General features: G+C 68.9%; 18 protein-coding genes. 4 read left to right on the forward strand and 14 right to left on the reverse strand.

The features are described from left to right. Positions 1-94 precede the first annotated feature (94 nt). The 5 genes from WML84_RS02110 to WML84_RS02130 form a co-directional block, all read right to left on the reverse strand. A complete protein-coding gene (locus tag WML84_RS02110) occupies positions 95-1,597 on the reverse strand; it encodes an ABC transporter substrate-binding protein (protein ID WP_347344510.1) in 1,503 nt (500 codons plus the stop codon). A gap of 61 nt (positions 1,598-1,658) precedes the next feature. After that, a complete protein-coding gene (locus WML84_RS02115) occupies positions 1,659-2,333 on the reverse strand; it encodes a haloacid dehalogenase type II (protein WP_347344511.1) in 675 nt (224 codons plus the stop codon). Positions 2,334-2,408: 75 nt separating this feature from the next. Next, positions 2,409-4,301 carry an ABC transporter permease subunit gene (locus WML84_RS02120; RefSeq protein WP_347344512.1) on the reverse strand — a complete coding sequence of 631 codons (1,893 nt, stop codon included), beginning with the start codon at positions 4,299-4,301 and terminating at the stop codon, positions 2,409-2,411. A gap of 57 nt (positions 4,302-4,358) precedes the next feature. Continuing rightward, entirely contained in the window at positions 4,359-6,029 is a 1,671-nt protein-coding gene (locus tag WML84_RS02125) for an ABC transporter ATP-binding protein (protein ID WP_347344513.1), read from the reverse strand. A 127-nt stretch (positions 6,030-6,156) separates the two neighbouring features. Next, positions 6,157-7,212 (reverse strand): tartrate dehydrogenase, encoded by a 1,056-nt coding sequence (locus WML84_RS02130; RefSeq protein WP_347344514.1) that lies wholly within the window; start codon positions 7,210-7,212, stop codon positions 6,157-6,159. Positions 7,213-7,292: 80 nt separating this feature from the next. On the opposite strand from WML84_RS02130, the gene WML84_RS02135 reads away from it, so the two are divergent. After that, positions 7,293-8,789, forward strand: coding sequence for an NAD-dependent succinate-semialdehyde dehydrogenase (locus tag WML84_RS02135; RefSeq protein ID WP_347344515.1), 1,497 nt, complete (start codon positions 7,293-7,295; stop codon positions 8,787-8,789). 49 nt (positions 8,790-8,838) lie between these two features. On the opposite strand, the gene WML84_RS02140 is transcribed toward WML84_RS02135, so the two are convergent. Continuing rightward, the gene (locus WML84_RS02140) at positions 8,839-9,213 is read right to left on the reverse strand and encodes a cupin domain-containing protein (RefSeq protein WP_347344516.1); all 375 of its coding nucleotides are present in this window, start codon (positions 9,211-9,213) and stop codon (positions 8,839-8,841) included. A 107-nt stretch (positions 9,214-9,320) separates the two neighbouring features. On the opposite strand from WML84_RS02140, the gene WML84_RS02145 reads away from it, so the two are divergent. The 3 genes from WML84_RS02145 to WML84_RS02155 all read left to right on the forward strand — a co-directional run bounded on the left by WML84_RS02145 (position 9,321) and on the right by WML84_RS02155 (position 12,030). Next, a complete protein-coding gene (locus WML84_RS02145; RefSeq protein ID WP_347344517.1) occupies positions 9,321-10,355 on the forward strand; it encodes a cation diffusion facilitator family transporter in 1,035 nt (344 codons plus the stop codon). 96 nt (positions 10,356-10,451) lie between these two features. Beyond that, the gene (locus WML84_RS02150; RefSeq protein WP_347344518.1) at positions 10,452-11,171 is read left to right on the forward strand and encodes a GntR family transcriptional regulator; all 720 of its coding nucleotides are present in this window, start codon (positions 10,452-10,454) and stop codon (positions 11,169-11,171) included. Positions 11,172-11,355: 184 nt separating this feature from the next. Then, a complete protein-coding gene (locus WML84_RS02155; RefSeq protein ID WP_347344519.1) occupies positions 11,356-12,030 on the forward strand; it encodes an HAD-IA family hydrolase in 675 nt (224 codons plus the stop codon). A 23-nt stretch (positions 12,031-12,053) separates the two neighbouring features. Here WML84_RS02155 and WML84_RS02160 read toward each other — a convergent pair whose 3' ends face one another. The 8 genes from WML84_RS02160 to infA form a co-directional block, all read right to left on the reverse strand. After that, entirely contained in the window at positions 12,054-12,788 is a 735-nt protein-coding gene (locus WML84_RS02160) for an SDR family NAD(P)-dependent oxidoreductase (RefSeq protein WP_347344520.1), read from the reverse strand. An 87-nt stretch (positions 12,789-12,875) separates the two neighbouring features. Then, positions 12,876-13,901 carry an alanine racemase gene (locus tag WML84_RS02165; protein ID WP_347344521.1) on the reverse strand — a complete coding sequence of 342 codons (1,026 nt, stop codon included), beginning with the start codon at positions 13,899-13,901 and terminating at the stop codon, positions 12,876-12,878. A gap of 159 nt (positions 13,902-14,060) precedes the next feature. Further along, entirely contained in the window at positions 14,061-14,597 is a 537-nt protein-coding gene (rplQ, locus tag WML84_RS02170) for a 50S ribosomal protein L17 (RefSeq protein ID WP_347344522.1), read from the reverse strand. Positions 14,598-14,664: 67 nt separating this feature from the next. Beyond that, a complete protein-coding gene (locus tag WML84_RS02175) occupies positions 14,665-15,654 on the reverse strand; it encodes a DNA-directed RNA polymerase subunit alpha (RefSeq protein ID WP_347344523.1) in 990 nt (329 codons plus the stop codon). 129 nt (positions 15,655-15,783) lie between these two features. Next, entirely contained in the window at positions 15,784-16,182 is a 399-nt protein-coding gene (gene rpsK / locus WML84_RS02180) for a 30S ribosomal protein S11 (protein WP_047544506.1), read from the reverse strand. Between the two features lie 29 nt (positions 16,183-16,211). Then, the gene (gene rpsM, locus WML84_RS02185) at positions 16,212-16,592 is read right to left on the reverse strand and encodes a 30S ribosomal protein S13 (protein WP_347344524.1); all 381 of its coding nucleotides are present in this window, start codon (positions 16,590-16,592) and stop codon (positions 16,212-16,214) included. A 153-nt stretch (positions 16,593-16,745) separates the two neighbouring features. After that, positions 16,746-16,862 (reverse strand): 50S ribosomal protein L36, encoded by a 117-nt coding sequence (gene rpmJ / locus WML84_RS02190; protein ID WP_005050492.1) that lies wholly within the window; start codon positions 16,860-16,862, stop codon positions 16,746-16,748. 78 nt (positions 16,863-16,940) lie between these two features. After that, positions 16,941-17,162 carry a translation initiation factor IF-1 gene (infA, locus tag WML84_RS02195; RefSeq protein WP_039395876.1) on the reverse strand — a complete coding sequence of 74 codons (222 nt, stop codon included), beginning with the start codon at positions 17,160-17,162 and terminating at the stop codon, positions 16,941-16,943. Positions 17,163-17,291 lie beyond the last annotated feature (129 nt).

Here is a 17,291-nt window from a genome sequence, read left to right on the forward strand (position 1 = left end):
GCTCCAAGCAACTATCGATGGGGGTATGGGGTTGAGAGGTGTCGTGACGTCTCGTCGTCGACGGGGACGCGCCCCGTCGACGACGAGACCGGCGTCACTTCGCGGGAGCCGTCTGAGCGGTGATCAGTCGCTGCTCGCGCGGGTCGCGGACGACGTCCTTGAACTTGCCGTTGTCGGCGAGTGTCGTGGACATGTACACGAGCGGGATGGCCGCATCGGCCTGGAGGACCGCCGCTTCGACGTCCATCGTCGCCTTCTCGCGATCGGTGCCGGTCGGAAGGGCCAGGCCCTTCTTGACCAGCTCGTCCACCTTCGGGTCGCAGAACTGCGAGACGTTGTAGCCGCCCTCGCACGTGAAGTCCGACTGGAAGAACGACGACAGCGGGTCACCGGTGTCGAGCATCGTGTTGCGAGCCATGACCACCGCGTCGAAGGCACCGCCGAGGATCTCCTTCTCCATGCTGGCGTACTCGCGGACGTCCTGGGTGACGGTGAAGCCGGCGTCCTCCAACTGCTTCTGCAGCTGGACCGCGGCCTCCGGCAGCTCCGGTCGATCGGTGTAGGTGGCCAGCGTGATCGCCGTGCCCGAGACCTTCGCAGGGCTCGCCGCCGACGTCGTGTCGCCGCGGTGGTCCGCCGCCCACGGCACGGCGCCGCTGAGCAGACCGTCTGCCGCTTCGGACTGGTCCTCGAAGACGGTCTTGACGATCTTCGACGGGTCGATCGCCGCACGGGCGGCGGCGCGGACGGCCGGGTCGGAGAAGGCGCCGGTCTTCGTGTTGAGCGCGATGTACATCGAGCGGACCGTCGGGACCTGGAACACCTGGTCCGGATCGAGCAGGCTCGCCTGCGAGACCGGGATGTTGTCCGCCACGTCGGCCTCGTCCGCACGGATGGCCGACGCGCGCGCCTGACCGTCGGGCACGAACGACACGTCGATGCCGGCGAGCTTCGCCTTGTCGCCCCAGTAGTCCTCGTAGCGGTCGAAGGTGGCGGTGGTGGTGCCGTCCACCTTCGTCAGCACGAAGGGTCCCGTTCCGGTGCCGACCGGGTCGACGGTGCCGTCGTCCTTGTACGCGGCGGCCGAGAAGATCGACAGCTGCGGGCTGGTCAGGCGGTTGGTCAGCAGCGGATCGGGGATGTCGGTCTTGATGGTGACCTTGTCGTCGGCGGTCGCCTCGACGGTGAGCTTCACGCCCTTCAACGCGCGCGGCGGCGATGCCGCCGAGCTGGCGTGGTCGAGCGCGTTCTTCACCGCGGCGGCATCCATCTCGGTGCCGTCGTGGAAGGTGACTCCCGAGCCGAGCGTGAACGTCCAGGTGAGGTCGTCCACCTGCTCGAAGTCGGTGGCGAGCAGCGGCTCCGCCTCGAGGTCGTCGCTCAGCTGCACGAGGGTCTCGGCGGAGCCGAACTTCGAGAGCGTCGTCGCGTCGTCGCTGTACGGGCTGAGACCGGCCGTGGGCGCGAAGGACCTCGCGACACGGATTCGGGCGTCGTCACCCCCCTCACCGGCGTCGTTGCTCGAACCCGCACAGCCGCTGAGCAAGAGCGCAGCGATGCTGCCGGCTGCGAGGACGCTCAGCGCCCTGCGCCTCATGACTTTTCGCATTCTGATTTCCTTTCGGGTGGGTACTGCGGGGGGCGCCGGAGCCGGATGCTCAGGCGATGCCGAGCGCCCGGTTGACCTCGTCGAGCGAGGTCATCCGAACCGCTCCGTACCAGGGGATGTCGGGCTCGTAGCCACGGTCGAGCAGCACCTTGTTGGTGAATCCGAGCTCGAACATCGGGATGTGGTCGTAGGTCTGGTGCGACGAGATGTGCAGGATCTCGGACGGAGCCACCTGGAGCTTGTCGAGCATGTACTCGAATGCCCGCAGCCGTGGCTTGTAGGCACCGGCCTGCTCCGCCGAGTACACCGCGAAGAACGGTGCCCCCAGCCTCGGGATGCTCGCCGCGAGGTGCGAGTCGTCGGCGTTCGACAGCGCGACGAGCGGGAAGTGCTCCGCCATCCGCGCGAGCGGCTCCGGCACGTCCTCGTGCGCGGGCCATTCCCCGATGGAGGCGGTGATGGCGTCGATGTCGCTGTCCGCGGACTCCAGCGCGAACTGCTCGCAGGTGCGCCGCCACGCCCGCTCCAGGATCTCGTCGTATGGGCGGTACTCGAGCACTTCGTCCCATCGGTTGACGCCGAAGCGATCCTTGAACGTCTCTCGCCGGTCCGCATCGAGACGATCACCGATCAGCCGATCCACGGTCTTGCCCATCTGGAAGTCGATGAGGGTTCCGTAGATGTCGAACGAGATGTACTTCGGCGTGGGGAGTGTGGCGGACATTGCTTCCTTTCTTGTCGCCGTGGTTCTCACGGCTTGTTCTCTGGTGGCACGAGGACCGGCTCGATCCCGTGTCGTCTAGATGCCTCGCGTCGGCGCCTCCAGATCGGAGTCGATGACGGTCAGGAGGTCCGTGCTCGGCGCCGGCTGGACGTCGTCTCCGCCGCCGGCCTTCTTCCTCCTGATGAAGCGGAGGTCGAGGCTGAGGCTGGACAGCGACACCGCGAAGATCGACAGCGCCACCAGTGCGAGAGCCGGCACGAGCACCACCAGCGGCGCACGCTCGATGTACGGCATCCCCTCGGCGAGCACCAGGCCCCAGTCGGCGGCCGGGGGCTGCGGACCCAGTCCCAGGAAGCCGAGAGCGGCGAGCGCGAGCGCGATGCCGGGCAACCGCAGGCAGGCATGGCGGAACACGGGGCCGACGACCGCCGGCATCACGTACCGCAGCATGAGGCGCACCCGGCCGACACCGAGAACAGGCGCGATCTTGACGTGTGGTTGGGCCTTCACCTCGGAGACGAGCGCGGCGGTGTGAGCGGCCAGCGGCGCCCAGCTGACGATCGTGACGGCGATCGCGGCACCGGCCGAGGACGGACCCATGATGCCCGCGACGATCAGGCCGGCGAGGATGGTCGGCGCAGCGTTGGTCACCTCGATCGGGCCGGCGCCCGCATTCGGGAACATGCCGACGATGAGGCCGATCACGAGACAGACGCCCGCGATCACGGCGCCGAGTCCGATCGTCGCCATCGCTCCGGCCGAGATCCGCGCCAGCACGTCGCGGCCGCTGGCATCCGCACCGAGCGGCAGCTCCCAGCTCGGCGGCTGCAGACGGGCGTAGTCCACGGCGAACGGGTCGCGAGGCAGACCGGCCACGATCACGACGACCAGGATGATCAGCATCGTGGCAGGCAGCAACAGCGCCCACTTCGAGCTGGGGGTCTTGGGAACCGCCGCGGGCAGTGAGTTGGAGCGCAGCGCGGGACCGAGCAGGATGCGCCGCAGCAACGTCGCACCGATGCCGAGGACGACCGCGAGCACCATCAGCAGGATGACGCCCATCTGCAGGGACGGCAGATCCTGCGACTGCGCCGCCTCGAGCGTGGCCCGCCCGATGCCCGGGATGGAGTACACCTGCTCGATGACGACCGCACCGGCCGTGATGCCGACGAGGATGAGCGCCATGGGAGCGGTGACCCCCGGCAGGGTCCGACGGATCGCAGCGCCGATGATGCGCGGCTTGGAGAAGCCGGCGACCTGCCACGTGGCCACCCATCGCTCGCTGAAGGTGCTCGCCAGCGCATCGGAGAGCAACCGCCCGAGGAATCCACCCGCCGGCAGACCCATGGCCAGCGCCGGCAGCACGACGTACTGCACGCCCTTCCAGCCGAACGGCGGGAACCAGCCCAGCCAGACCGCGAACACCATGAGCAGGAGCGAGGCCAGCAGGAACTCGGGCAGAGCTGTGAACGCTGCGGCGAGGCCGCCACCGGTACGGTCCGACCGTCCGGCGAGACCGCGTCGGAACGTCGGGATGGTGAGGAGCGCGCCGATGATGACGGCTACGAGCAGGGAGGCGAGCATCAGCGTGAGCGACGTGCCCAGCGCCGACAGCATCTCGGGCAGCACGGGCTTGCGCGACGTCCACGACACGCCGAAGTCGCCGCGGATCGCGTGACCGAACCAGCTGAAGAACGTGCCGAGCGGCCCGCCGTCCAGGCCGAGCTCTTGACGGATCTCGTCGAGCTCGGCGGGGGACGGCTCACCCTCGGCGTAGCGCGAGCGGTAGACCGACAAGGCGACGTCTCGACCCGACAGCAGCGGCAGGATGCCGAGCAGGAAGACGATCGCCAGGATGGTCACGACGCGGGAGACGGCGGAGGTGAGGGCCGCACGCGACGACGCGGAGAGCGTGTTGCGACGCTGCACACGGCGCAGCGTCGGCACTGCGTGAGTGGAGGCGGACATTTGCGTTCCTTCCGAGCGGATCTGGTGCGGTCGGGGCGATCGGGGCGGTGTGCCCGGTCACCCCACCGGCAGGACGTCGTCGGGTGCGACGTGAAGGTCTGGTATGGAGTCGAGCAGCTCCTGGGTGCGCTCGTGCTGCGGATCGAGCAACAGCTCTCTCGTGGGCCGGTCCTCGACGACGGCGCCGCTGAACATGACGACGGTGCGCTCGCACAGGCTCGCGACCATCGACAGATCGTGCGACACGACCGCGATGCCGGTGCCGCGGGTCTCGGAGATCTCCTTGAGCAGAGCGACCACCGCCTCGCGCATCGGCAGGTCGAGCCCGCTGACCGGCTCGTCGGCGAGGAGGAAGTCGGGGCGTGTCGCGATGGCACGCGCGATCGCGAGCCGCTGCGCCTGGCCGCCGGAGAGCTCGCTGGCTCGTCGGGTGAGGAACTTGCTGTCGAGGTTGACCGACTCGAGCGCCTCGCGGATCATCGCGTCGTGGTCCCCCTCCACGCCGAGGCGGACGAGGGGCTCGCGGACGAGAGCCTGCACCGTCATCAGCGGGTCGAGCGTGGACGCGGGGTCCTGGGGAACGTACTGCACCTTCCGGCGGTACCACTTCAGCTTGCGGACATCCCCCGGGTGCACCGGCTTGCCCTCGCACAGCACCGCGCCGGTGTCCGTGGTGTCGAGGGCGAGCATCAGGCGCAGCAGCGTGGTCTTTCCCGAGCCCGACACCCCGACGATGCCCACGCGTTCGCCCCGCCCGATCACGACGGTGGTCTCTTCGAGCGCCGTCTTGTAGGTGCGCGCCGCGAACGGGCGCTCACGCGGCATGGCGTACTCACGACTCACGTTCGCGATGTCGAAGAACGGCTTGCCGTCGTCACCGGCGAGGACCTCGACCGCGGCGGCGACCCGGCCCGCGGGCGCAGCCGCGCTCTCCGCACGGAACTTCTCTACATAGGGCTCGATCGTCGCGGCGCGCGCCGCGCGGATGAGCTCGGCGGTGTAGGGAGTCGCGGGCTTCTCGAAGATCCGCTGCAACGGGCCCTGGTCTTCGATGATGCCGTCCTTCAGCACCACGGCGTGGCTGCAGAGCTCAGAGGCGACGGCGAAGTCGTGCGTGATGAACAGGAGCGCCGGAGTCTCCGCGCCCGCCGTGTACTGCTTCAGGACATCGAGCACCTTCTTCTGCGTCACCACGTCGAGCGCGGTCGTCGGCTCGTCGGCCACCATCAGGCGCGTGTTGCACGCGAGCGCGAGGGCGATGCACACACGCTGCCGCTGACCGCCGGAGAGCTCGGCGGAGAACCTGTTGACGATGTTCTGCGGGTCGGGCAGGCCGACCGAGTCGGCGAGCTCGATCGCCGCGGCGAGCGCGTCGGACCGGCTGAACTTGCGATGACGGCGGAGCGGCTCGATCAGCTGCTCGCGCAGGCGCACCAGCGGGTTGAGCGCGACGGCGGAGTCCTGGAAGACCATCGCCACACGCGCCTCGTTGCGGCGTCTGGGCGCGGGAACGCCGAGGACCTCGACGCCGTTGATCCTGATGCTGCCCTCGGTCACCGCATTCCGGGGCAGGTTGCCGAGCACCGCGTTCGCCGTCAACGACTTCCCGGAGCCGGACTGGCCCAGGAGGCAGACGCGCTGCCCCTGGTCTACCGAGAACGAGATCCCCTTGACGATCGTGCGTCCGCGGATCGTGATCTTCAGATCGGTGACTTCAAGACTCTGCATGGGTCGCATCTCCTACGGTCATGCCGGCCGCGCGATGACGGCGACTGGAGGTGACGCTAGCGAGCAAGAGATTAGATTGTCAACAATCCGACGAAAAAAGCTCGGATGTGAAACACGATCGTAACGATCACGCGGAACGCAGCCGCGCGATGACGGCGTCGCCGACCTCCGCGGTGGTCGCGGCGCCGCCGAGATCCGGCGTCACCAGACCGCTCTCGATCACCTCGGTGAAGGCGGCCTCGAGCCGCCGCGCGACGTCGGCGTGGCCGAGGTGGTCGAGCATCATCGCGCCGGCCCAGATCTGCCCGACCGGGTTGGCGATCCCCTGCCCGGCGATGTCGGGGGCGGAGCCGTGCACCGGCTCGAACATCGAGGGGTGCCGACGCTCGGGGTCGAGATTGGCGCTCGGCGCGATCCCGATCGACCCCACCGCACCGGCGGCGAGATCCGACAGGATGTCGCCGAACAGATTCGACGCCACGATGACGTCGATGCTGCGCGGGCGGCGCACCATGCGGGCGGCGAGCGCGTCGATGAGCACCGACTCCAACAGCACTCCCCCACGCTCGGCGACCACTTCCGCCACGACCTCGTCCCAGAACGGCATCGTGTGGATGATCCCGTTCGACTTCGTCGCCGAGACGAGCCGGCCCGATCGGGATGCGGCGACATCCGCCGCGAAACGGGCGATGCGCTCGATCCCGAACCGCGAGAACAGCGCCTGCTGATAGGCGGCCTCGTACCGCGTGCCGCGGTAGCTGCGGCCGCCGACCGCCGAGTACTCGCCCTCGACGTTCTCGCGCACGATCACCATGTCGATCTCGGGCGATCCGGCCAGCGACGAGGCGATCCCCGAGAACGAGCGGATGGGGCGGAGGTTGACGTACTGGTCGAACTCTCTGCGGATGGGGATCAGCATTCCCCAGAGGGTCTCGGTGTCCGACACCTCGGGCGAGCCGACCGCGCCGAGGAACACGGCATCCGTCTGCGCCATCTGCTCGATCGCGTCGTCAGGCATCATGCGCCCGTGGGCGAGGTAGTACTCACTGCCCCACGGCTGCTCCCGCCACTCGAAGGCGACCCCGTGGGGCTCGGCGGCCGCGTCGAGCACCCGCATCGCGACGGGCATGACCTCCAGGCCGATGCCGTCGCCGGCGAGGACCGAGATCGTATGAGTCCGCATCATTGGCTCCTTGGACGGGTTCCGTATCCCGCGATCATATCGTAGTATTGTTGACAATAAACCGGAGAGCGGAGAATCAGATGAGCACGACCGCGGTCGCCTCCGACGTCGTCGACGGCGTCGACCCCGACATCCTCGACCGATCGAACGCCGCGCTCGCCACGGTGGGCCTCGACCCGCTGGGGCTCGGCACCTCGGCCTCGTTCGAGGTGCACGACCCGGCCACCGAGGAGGTCATCGCCCGTCCCGCCGACTACACGCCGGACCAGGCCCTCCTCGCCCTCGACCGCGCCGACCGGGCCGGCGCCGACTGGGCGCGCAAGACGCCGCGACACCGTTCCGACGTGCTGCACCGCGCCTACGACCTCATCATCGAGCAGCGTGATCGCCTGGCGTACGTCATCACGCGCGAGATGGGCAAACCGCTGGCCGAGGCCTACGGCGAGGTGCAGTACGCGGCCGACTACGTGCGCTGGTACGCGGAGGAGGCGGTGCGGCCGGCAGGCAACTACCGCGAGAGCCCACGCGGCGGGTCGACCATCCTCACCAGCCGTGCGCCCGTCGGCACAGCGCTCCTGATCACCCCTTGGAACTTCCCGATGGCGATGGCCACGCGCAAGATCGCGCCGGCGATCGCGGTGGGCTGCGGCGCCGTCGTCAAGCCTGCGGCGCTGACCCCGCTGACGACCCTCGTGGTCGCGGAGATCTTCGTGCAGGCGGGCGTGCCCGACGACCTCGTGCAGGTCGTCACCACGAGCAAGGCGTCGCCGCTGAGCACTGCGCTCCTGGCCGACCCCCGGGTGCGCAAGGTGTCGTTCACCGGCTCCACCGGGGTGGGCAGCACGCTGCTCACGCTGGCCGCTCACAACGTCGTGAAGAGCTCGATGGAGCTCGGCGGCAACGCCCCCCTGCTGGTCTTCGACGATGCCGACCTGGAGCGAGCCGTCGAGGGCGCGCTGGTCGCGAAGCTGCGCAACGGCGGTCAGTCGTGCGTGGCCGCCAACCGCATCCTCGTGCAGGACGGCATCGCCGACGCGTTCGTGGAGGGGTTCACCGAGCGGATGTCGCAGGTCGTGATGGGCAATCCGCTCGGTGACGTGCAGCTCGGCCCGGTCATCGACGACCGCGCCGTCGCCAACTTCCGCGGCTGGGTCGACGACGCGGTCGCCCGCGGCGCCGAGCTGCGCGCCGGCGGGTCGGCACCGGACGGGCCCGGCCACTTCTTCGAGGCGACCGTGCTCGACCGCGTGCCCGAGTCGGCCGCGATCGCCCAGGAGGAGATCTTCGGTCCGGTGGCCTCGATCGCACGGTTCGCCACCGAGGATGAGGGCGTGGCCAGGGCGAACAGCACACCGTTCGGCCTCGCCAGCTACGTCTTCACGGCCGACGTCGACCGCGCGCTCGACGTCGCTGATCGTCTGGATGCCGGCATGGTCGGCATCAACCACGGGATCGTCTCGAACGTCGCGGCGCCCTTCGGGGGGATCAAGGCCTCCGGGCTGGGCCGCGAGGGCAGCTCGGAGGGCCTCGAGGAGTACCAGGAGATCCGCTTCTACAACGTGGCGCGGCGCAGCTGAGCCGCGCGAGCGACCTGTCGGGGCACCCACGGGCGCCCCGACAGTCGCCTCACCCGGCGTGTGCCGCCAGCGCGTCGAACGGGATGACCACCCACGTCTTGCGCAGCGTCTCGTGCACCTCCCAGGTGCCGACCCAGCCTTCCGGGGTGATGAACAACGACCCGGGGCCGATCTCGAACGACGTGCCATCGGGCTCGGTGATCGTGGCGCGACCGGACACGATCTGGCACATCTCGTGGTAGCCCGGGCGCGTGCTGTCGAACGTCCCCGGCGTGACCTCCCACACCCCCGACCTGATGCCTTCCGCGGACTCCCAGACGGTGCGCGACGACTCCGTCTGACCCGGCTGCGCGGCCGTCGGCTTCGGGTGGTGCTCACCGGCGTCGGCGGTACGCGCATCGGAGACGACAATGGCCTTGGTCATGGGGGCGACCCTTCTCTCGCTTCGGTTGTCGCTCGTGCGACCCGTTCCAGTCTGGGCTCGACCTCATCTAATTGTCAACAATCTGCAATCTTGCTAGAGTGGCGCCCATGGACACCCACGACCACGATCACGATCACGATCACGATCACGGCAGCTTCTCTCACGGGCATCCGCAGCGCCCGGAGGCGCCGGGCGCCACCGGGCACGGACACGGCCACGACCACAGCCACGGACTGGACGGCCACGCCACGGCGACCGGCAAGCACCGCAAACGGCTGATCATCGTCCTGTCGATCACTGCGAGCATCTTCCTCGTCCAGGTGGTCGGCGCCATCCTGTCGCAGTCGCTCGCCCTGCTCGCCGATGCCGGCCACATGCTCACCGACGCGACCGGGGTCGCGGTCGCTCTGATCGCGAGCGTGATCGCGACCCTCCCGGCCACCTCGAAGCGGACCTTCGGGTTCCTGCGCGTCGAGGTGCTCGCCGCGCTCGCCAACGGCATCATCCTGGGCGTGATCTCGGTCTTCATCTTCATCGAGGCGATCCGCCGCTTCGGCACGGAGGTCGAGATCCACTCCGAGGTGATGCTGATCGCCGCTGTCATCGGCGCCGTCGCGAACCTGATCTCACTGCTGGTGCTCCAGTCGGGGCAGAAGGAGAGCCTCAACGTCCGCGGCGCCTACCTCGAAGTCCTGGGCGACCTGCTCGGCTCGGTCGCCGTCATCATCGCGGGCGTCATCATCTTGATCACGGGCTGGAACTGGGTCGACCAGGTGGCATCCATCGTGATCGCGCTGTTGATCTTCCCACGCGCGATCAGCCTCCTGAAGGATGTCGTGAACGTGCTGCTGGAGGCCACACCGAAGAACGTCGATCTCGAGCAGGCACGCGCGCACATGCTGTCGGTGCCGGGCGTCAAGGTCGTGCACGACATGCACGCGTGGACGATCACGTCGGGCGTGAACGCGTTCTCCGCGCACGTCGTGATCTCGGACGAGGCGTTCGCCTCGCGCAGCTACCACGACACCCTCGACGAGCTGCACGCGTGCCTCGGCGAGCACTTCGACACCGATCACTGCACTCTGCAGCTGGAGTCCGCCTCACACGCGGAGCACGAGCACTCCACCCGCTTGCATCCCTGATCGTCCGCGCCCCGGACGAGGCTTGGTACTGTTGATTGTCAACAGTCTATGCCGTGTGGACGCTCGTCCACGGCAAGCCCCTCAAGGAGCGACCACATGCGAGGAGTCCTCTCCCTCTCGGCCATCGACAGCCGACCCACCGCTGTCGTCATCGCCGACCAGCTGCGCGAGCGCATCATCGACGGCTCGTTCGGCCCCGGCGATCAGATCAACGAGGCACAGGTCGCCAACCAGCTCAACGTCTCTCGCGGGCCCGTGCGGGAGGCACTCCAACGGCTCGTCCAGGAGGGCCTCCTCATCGGCCGCCCCAACCGCGGCGTCTTCGTGCGCGAGCTCACATTGCGCGACATCGCCGAGGTCTACGAGGCGCGCGAGGTCATCGAGTGCGCCGCCGCCGAGAACATCGTCGCGCGCAGTCAGGCCGACCGCGAGGAGCTCGTGGCCCGCCTGGAGGAGATCGCTCGACGCATGCGAGCTCCGCTCGACGCGCGCGACTGGAGCGCCCTGAGCCGCGTGGATCTCGAGTTCCACACCGCGCTCGTAGAGGCCGGCGACAACTCACGTCTCACGCGCGCCTACCAGACCCTCGCGACCGAAGCGCTCATCTGCCTGAGCCACTTCGAGAACACGTACCCGCGGCCCGACCGCGTGCTCCCCGGCCATCTCGAGATCGCGGAGCTGGTGCGCAAGGGCGACATGAAGGCGATCCACCTGGCCTTGCACCAGCACCTGTCGGTGGACAACTTCGAGCTCCACACGCATCCGTCGACCGAAGCACTGCGCCATGGTCGCGACGAGTCGACCGCGCAGGCCTGATCGTCGCCGAGGCACGACGAGACGACATCGACGACGCGGACCCCTCAGACTCCCGACCGGGTCGCCGGGAGCGGCGTCTGCGGCCCGAGCAGGCGCTCCGACTGGCACTTGCTCTCGCTTTGCGGCAAAATGATTGTCAACAATCCTGTATTCCTACGATTTCTGGCCTTCATGAAAGGACCTCGTGACCGTCTCGCTCCCCCGTCCGAAGTACATCTCCTTCGACATCTACGGCACCCTCATCCACTATCAGATGCGCGAGACCGTCCAGCCGATGCTCGCCGACCGCCTCGCCGGCGAGGAGTTCGAGCGCTTCTTCACTCGCTTCCGGCTGAACCGTTTCGACGAGGTCCTGGAGTACCGCCCGTACGACGAGGTCCTCGAGCGCTCGTACCGGCGCACCTGTGCGATGTTCGACGTCGAGGCCCGCGACTCCGATGTGGCCGCGATCCAAGCGGCAGTGCTGACCTGGGGCCCGCACGCAGACGTGCCCGCACCGTTGGCCAGGATGGCCGAGCACTTCCCGCTCGTGGCCCTGTCGAACGCCGACGACCGCCATCTGGCGGCCAGCATCCCCACCCTCGGCGCGCCCTTCCACGCCGTGATCACCGCCGAGCAGGCCGGAGCGTACAAGCCGCGGCTGCAGGCCTTCGATCACATGCTGACCGTGCTCGACGCGACACCCGATGACTTCCTGCACATCTCGGCACACCAGCTCTACGACGTGATCCCGATGCTCGAGCTCGGCTTCACCAACAACGTGTACCTCGACCGCGGCTACGATCGCAGCCTCACCGCGTTCGAGGGCGTCCGGGTGAGGTCTCTCGACGAGGTGAACCGCGCGCTCGGCATCGCCTGAAGCGCCGCGCACATGACGCCGCGTCAGGCGGCCGTGTAACCGCCGTCGATCGGCAGCACCACGCCGGTGACGTACGACGAGGCCGGCGAGGCGAGGAAGTAGATCGGCTCGGCGATCTCGGCGGGCTCGGCCAGTCGCCCGAGCGGGATGGTCGCCGCCCGCTCGGCCGCATACGTGTCGGGGTCGTCGTGGCGGGCGAAGCCGTCGCGGATCACCGGTGTCATGGTGAGCCCCGGGGCCACGACGTTCACGCGGACGCCCTCGGGCGCGAGCTCGACCGCGGCCGCCCGGGCGAACATGATGAGGCCGCCCTTGGCCGCCGAGTACAGCACCTGGCCCGGCATCCCGACCATGCCCAATCGCGAGGCCACGCACACGATCGATCCGCGTTCCCGGCTCATCAGCGGCACCGCGCAGTGCACGACGGAGAACACGCTCAGCAGGTTGGCGTCGATCACGCGGGATGCCTCGGTGACGCTCATACGGGTGAGCGAGCCCTCGCTCTGCAACCCGTGACACAGGACGAGAGCGTCGATCTCGCCGAACTCGCGGGCCGCCTCGCTCACAAGACGTGCGACGAACGAGTCGTCGCCGAGGTCGCCGGGAAGGTAGCGCTCGTTCGACCGCGCGGTCGCCGGCCTCTCGGTGCGCCGTCCGGTCAGCAGCAGCCGATCGCCCTCCCGCCGGAACCGCTCGGCGACGGCCGCGCCGATGCCGCTCGACGCGCCGGTGATGACGACCCTCAGCGGGGCGGTCACACGATCGCCTCCTCTGCCGCGGGCAGCGTGATGCCGGGTCGGGCGAGCACCTCTACGGGTGTGTGCGTCACGTCAGGCTCCTTCCGTTCAGTTGAGCCTGCCGCGTGCGTGGACCGTCCACGTGCCGAGGTCGCTCCCCCGGCGGTCGGTGAGGATCAGCTCGTCGAAGCTGTTCACGACGGGACAGACGTGGTGCGGCACGAGCGGCACGACACTCCCCACGGGGGGTCGGGCGCCTCCGGCGGGCAGCCGGAGGAAGCCGTGGTACTCGTTCAGCCTGCTGAGCACGCCGCCGAGGGCGGGCACCTGGCCCCAGCCGCGGACCGGGTCGCCTTCGCGCGCGAGCGCCTTCGTGCCGGCATCCACGACGACATGGTCGTGCCCTTGATCGCTCACCACGGTCGTGGCCACGAACAGGCCGATCTGGTCGAGCTCGCAGGCGCCGAGGCTGTGGTTGTCGACGTCGTTGAAGACGTACTCCCCCGGACGGAGCTCGGTGATCACGTCGTCGGTGCTGAACGCGACGGTCGGACTCGACCCGGCACTCACCACCTCTGCTCTGATCCCCTCGTCCGCGAGCGCGGCGACCGCCGCGCGCAGGGCCACCGCCTGGTCGCGCGCCGCGCCCTCGCGAGAGCCGGCCCTGCCGCCGTGACCGGGGTAGGTGAAGACGCCGTCCACGCGCAGACCCCGTGCCCGCGCGCAGCGCGCGAGGCGCCCCGCCTGGTGCGGTGCGATGCCGGAGCGGTGGGCGCCGCAGTCGACCTCGATGACGAGCCCCACCGACCCACGACGATCGCCGAGCGCGGGCACAAGCGCGTCGACCGCCGCGACGTTCTCGACGCCCACCCGCAGGCGCGTCCGCGCGGCCAGCGCCGCGAGCCGCGACGCCTTGCCGCCCGTGGGCCAGATCGGGTACGCGAGGAAGATGTCGTCGAAACCCGCGGCGGCGAAGACCTCCGCCTCGCCGATCGTGCCGGCGGTGATCCCGACCGCCCCCGCGGCGATCTGCCGCCGTCCGATGTCGATGCTCTTGTGGGTCTTGACGTGCGGCCGCAGCTGTTTGCCGTGCAGGTCGGCGAAGTCCTGCATGCGCCGGATGTTCTCGTCCACGACGTCTACCAGGACGATCGGTGCGGGCGTGCTGACCCGGTCCCCGAGCGCATCGAGAACAGACGGAAACTCGTGCACAGCCTCACCGTAACAGCCGCGCCCGACACGCGTGAGGCCCGCGCCCCCGGGAGGGGGTGCGGGCCTCACAAGACGGGCTGCTCAGGCCTTGGCGTCGTCCGCGGCGATCTCGTCCGCGGCGTCCTGGGCCTCGTCGGCCTCGGCGACGGCCTCGGTCGCGGCATCCTCGGCAGCGTCCTCCGCGGACTCGGCGACGGGCTCCTCGACCGGCGCGGCGGCGGCCGGAGCGGCCTTCTTCGCGGCCTTCGGCTTCGGGCTCACCGGCTCGAGCACGAGCTCGATGACGGCCATCGGCGCGTTGTCGCCCTTGCGGTTGCCGATCTTCGTGATGCGCGTGTAGCCGCCGGGACGGTCGGCCACCAGCGGCGCGATCTCGGTGAACAGGACGTGCACGACCTCCTTGTCGCCGATGACCGACAGCACGCGACGGCGGGCGTGCAGGTCACCGCGCTTGGCGAAGGTCACGAGGCGCTCGGCCAGCGGGCGCAGCCGCTTCGCCTTGGTCTCGGTCGTGGTGATCGAGCGGTGCGTGAACAGGGCGGCCGCGAGGTTGGCCAGCAGCAGACGCTCGTGGGCGGGGCCGCCTCCGAGGCGGGGACCCTTGGTGGGCTTGGGCATTTCGTTGTCTCCAGAAGATGTCGGGCTCAGCGACTAGCCGGCCGCGCGGCCGGGTCGTGGCATCCGCTCAGATGGTCTCGTCGTCGTAACCGCCGTAGAAGTGCGCACCGTCGAACCCGGGGACCGAGTCCTTCAGCGACAGGCCGAGCGAGACGAGCTTGTCGCGCACCTCGTCGACCGACTTCTGACCGAAGTTGCGGATGTTCATCAGCTGCGTCTCCGACAGGGCGACGAGCTCCGACACGGTGTTGATGCCCTCGCGCTTGAGGCAGTTGTACGAGCGCACCGACAGGTCGAGGTCCTCGATCGGCATCGACAGCTCGTTGGTGAGCACCTGCTCGACCGGCGCGGGGCCGATCTCGATGCCCTCCGCCTCGACGTTGAGCTCACGGGCCAGGCCGAACAGCTCGGTGAGCGTGCGACCGGCCGACGCGACGGCGTCGCGCGGGGCGATCGAGGACTTCGTCTCGACGTCCAGCACGAGCTTGTCGAAGTCGGTGCGCTCGCCGGCACGCGTCGCGTCGACGCGGTACGACACCTTGAGCACCGGCGAGTAGATCGAGTCCACCGGCACCTGACCGGCCTCGGCGTACTCGTTGCGGTTCTGCGTCGCCGACACGTAGCCGCGGCCGCGCTCGATCGTCAGCTCCAGCTCGAACTTCGCGTTCTCGTTGAGGGTCGCGATGACCAGCTCCGGGTTGTGCACCTCGACACCGGCCGGGGCGGAGATGTCCGCGGCCGTGACCTCGCCGGCACCCGTCTTGCGCAGGTAGGCAGTGATCGGCTCGTCGCGCTCGCTGGAGACCACCAGCTGCTTGATGTTGAGGATGATCTCGGTGACATCCTCCTTCACGCCGGGGATGGTGCTGAACTCGTGCAGCACGCCGTCGATGCGGATGCTGGTGACCGCAGCCCCCGGGATCGACGACAGCAGGCTGCGACGCAGCGCGTTGCCGATCGTGTAGCCGAAGCCGGGCTCCAGCGGCTCGATGACGAACCGGCTGCGGAACTCGCCGATCTTCTCCTCGGTCAGAGTGGGACGCTGTGCGATGAGCACTATGTGTTCCTTTCAATCGCGTGACCGCTATATGACACGCGCATGGGTGAGGTGTTGAGTTGTTGTCGGACGGATGCCGTCGGTCGCGGCATCCGTGAATCTCTCCGGTCCGGCGCGGACCGGGCCTGCTCAGACGCGGCGGCGCTTGGGCGGACGGCAGCCGTTGTGCGCCTGCGGGGTGACGTCCTGGATGGACCCCACCTCGAGGCCGGCGGCCTGCAGCGAGCGGATCGCGGTCTCGCGGCCCGAGCCCGGGCCCTTCACGAAGACGTCGACCTTCTTGACGCCGTGCTCGGCGGCCTGGCGGGCGGCCGACTCGGCGGCCATGCCGGCCGCGTACGGGGTCGACTTGCGCGAGCCCTTGAAGCCCACGCCGCCCGAGGACGCCCAGCTGATGACGGCGCCGGACGGGTCGGTGATCGAGACGATCGTGTTGTTGAACGTCGACTTGATGTGGGCCTGGCCCAGCGCGATGTTCTTCTTCTCCTTGCGGCGCGGCTTGCGCGCGGCGGACTTGGCCTGTGCCATTTCGTTCTTCTCCTAGATCCTGGGCGCGCTTACTTGCGGCCGGCCTTCTTCTTGCCGGCGACGGTGCGCTTCGGGCCCTTGCGGGTGCGCGCGTTCGTCTTGGTGCGCTGACCGCGCACCGGGAGGCCGCGGCGGTGACGCAGGCCCTCGTACGAGCCGATCTCGACCTTGCGGCGGATGTCGGCGGCCACCTCGCGGCGGAGGTCGCCCTCGACCTTGTAGTTGGCCTCGATGTAGTCGCGGAGCGCGACGAGCTGGTCGTCGGTGAGGTCCTTGACGCGGATGTTCTCGTCCAGCTCGGTCTGCGCGAGGATCTCGCTCGAGCGGGTGCGGCCGATGCCGTAGATGTAGGTGAGGGCGATCACCACGCGCTTGTCGCGCGGGATGTCGACGCCGGCAAGACGTGCCATGCGGATCTCCTGGGAGTTCGGTGGAGGTGTGATGCAGGATCGGTGCCCGGGCCTCCGACCCGAGGTGTCCCCCGCTTGCGGGTTCGTGCTCCTGCAGTGTGTGCGTGTTCAGTTGTGGGTTCGTGCGGCGGATGCCGGGGCATCCGCGCGACGTCAGCCCTGGCGCTGCTTGTGGCGCGGGTTGGACTTGCAGATGACCATCACGCGGCCGTGGCGGCGGATCACCTTGCAGTGGTCGCAGATCGGCTTGACGGAGGGGTTGACCTTCATGATGTTCCTGTTCGCTGTCTTCGTGCCCTGGCCGGTGCCGCGCGGCATCCCGGATCGGGCCGTTACTTCTCGACCGGTCTAGCGGTAGCGGTAGACGATGCGCCCGCGGGTGAGGTCGTAGGGGCTGAGCTCCACGACGACACGGTCCTCGGGGATGATGCGGATGTAGTTCTGCCGCATCTTTCCGGAGATCGTGGCGAGCACCTTGTGACCGTTGGACAGCTCGACGCGGAACATCGCGTTGGGCAGCGCCTCGGACACCGTGCCTTCGATCTCGATGACACCGTCTTTCTTGGCCATAGCCTCGCTCACGCTTGTGCAGACCGGTCGGTCTGCGGTGGATGGGATTCGGTGCTTCGACACGCCAATGAAGGCGCAACGCACCAAAGATCAAGCATACGTGGTATGCCGTCGTCCGGCAACTCGGCG

This window comes from Microbacterium sp. (assembly GCF_039812165.1).
In the GTDB taxonomy this organism is placed as follows: domain Bacteria; phylum Actinomycetota; class Actinomycetes; order Actinomycetales; family Microbacteriaceae; genus Microbacterium.

Coding starts and splice junctions, on each gene's coding strand:
- WML84_RS02110 (WP_347344510.1), bottom strand. CDS start 1,597: ATGAGGCGCAGGGCGCTGAGCGTCCTCGCAGCCGGCAGCATCGCTGCG.
- WML84_RS02115 (WP_347344511.1), bottom strand. CDS start 2,333: ATGTCCGCCACACTCCCCACGCCGAAGTACATCTCGTTCGACATCTAC.
- WML84_RS02120 (WP_347344512.1), bottom strand. CDS start 4,301: ATGTCCGCCTCCACTCACGCAGTGCCGACGCTGCGCCGTGTGCAGCGT.
- WML84_RS02125 (WP_347344513.1), bottom strand. CDS start 6,029: ATGCAGAGTCTTGAAGTCACCGATCTGAAGATCACGATCCGCGGACGC.
- WML84_RS02130 (WP_347344514.1), bottom strand. CDS start 7,212: ATGCGGACTCATACGATCTCGGTCCTCGCCGGCGACGGCATCGGCCTG.
- WML84_RS02135 (WP_347344515.1), top strand. CDS start 7,293: ATGAGCACGACCGCGGTCGCCTCCGACGTCGTCGACGGCGTCGACCCC.
- WML84_RS02140 (WP_347344516.1), bottom strand. CDS start 9,213: ATGACCAAGGCCATTGTCGTCTCCGATGCGCGTACCGCCGACGCCGGT.
- WML84_RS02145 (WP_347344517.1), top strand. CDS start 9,321: ATGGACACCCACGACCACGATCACGATCACGATCACGATCACGGCAGC.
- WML84_RS02150 (WP_347344518.1), top strand. CDS start 10,452: ATGCGAGGAGTCCTCTCCCTCTCGGCCATCGACAGCCGACCCACCGCT.
- rplQ (WP_347344522.1), bottom strand. CDS start 14,597: ATGCCCAAGCCCACCAAGGGTCCCCGCCTCGGAGGCGGCCCCGCCCAC.
- rpsK (WP_047544506.1), bottom strand. CDS start 16,182: ATGGCACAGGCCAAGTCCGCCGCGCGCAAGCCGCGCCGCAAGGAGAAG.
- rpsM (WP_347344524.1), bottom strand. CDS start 16,592: ATGGCACGTCTTGCCGGCGTCGACATCCCGCGCGACAAGCGCGTGGTG.
- rpmJ (WP_005050492.1), bottom strand. CDS start 16,862: ATGAAGGTCAACCCCTCCGTCAAGCCGATCTGCGACCACTGCAAGGTG.
- infA (WP_039395876.1), bottom strand. CDS start 17,162: ATGGCCAAGAAAGACGGTGTCATCGAGATCGAAGGCACGGTGTCCGAG.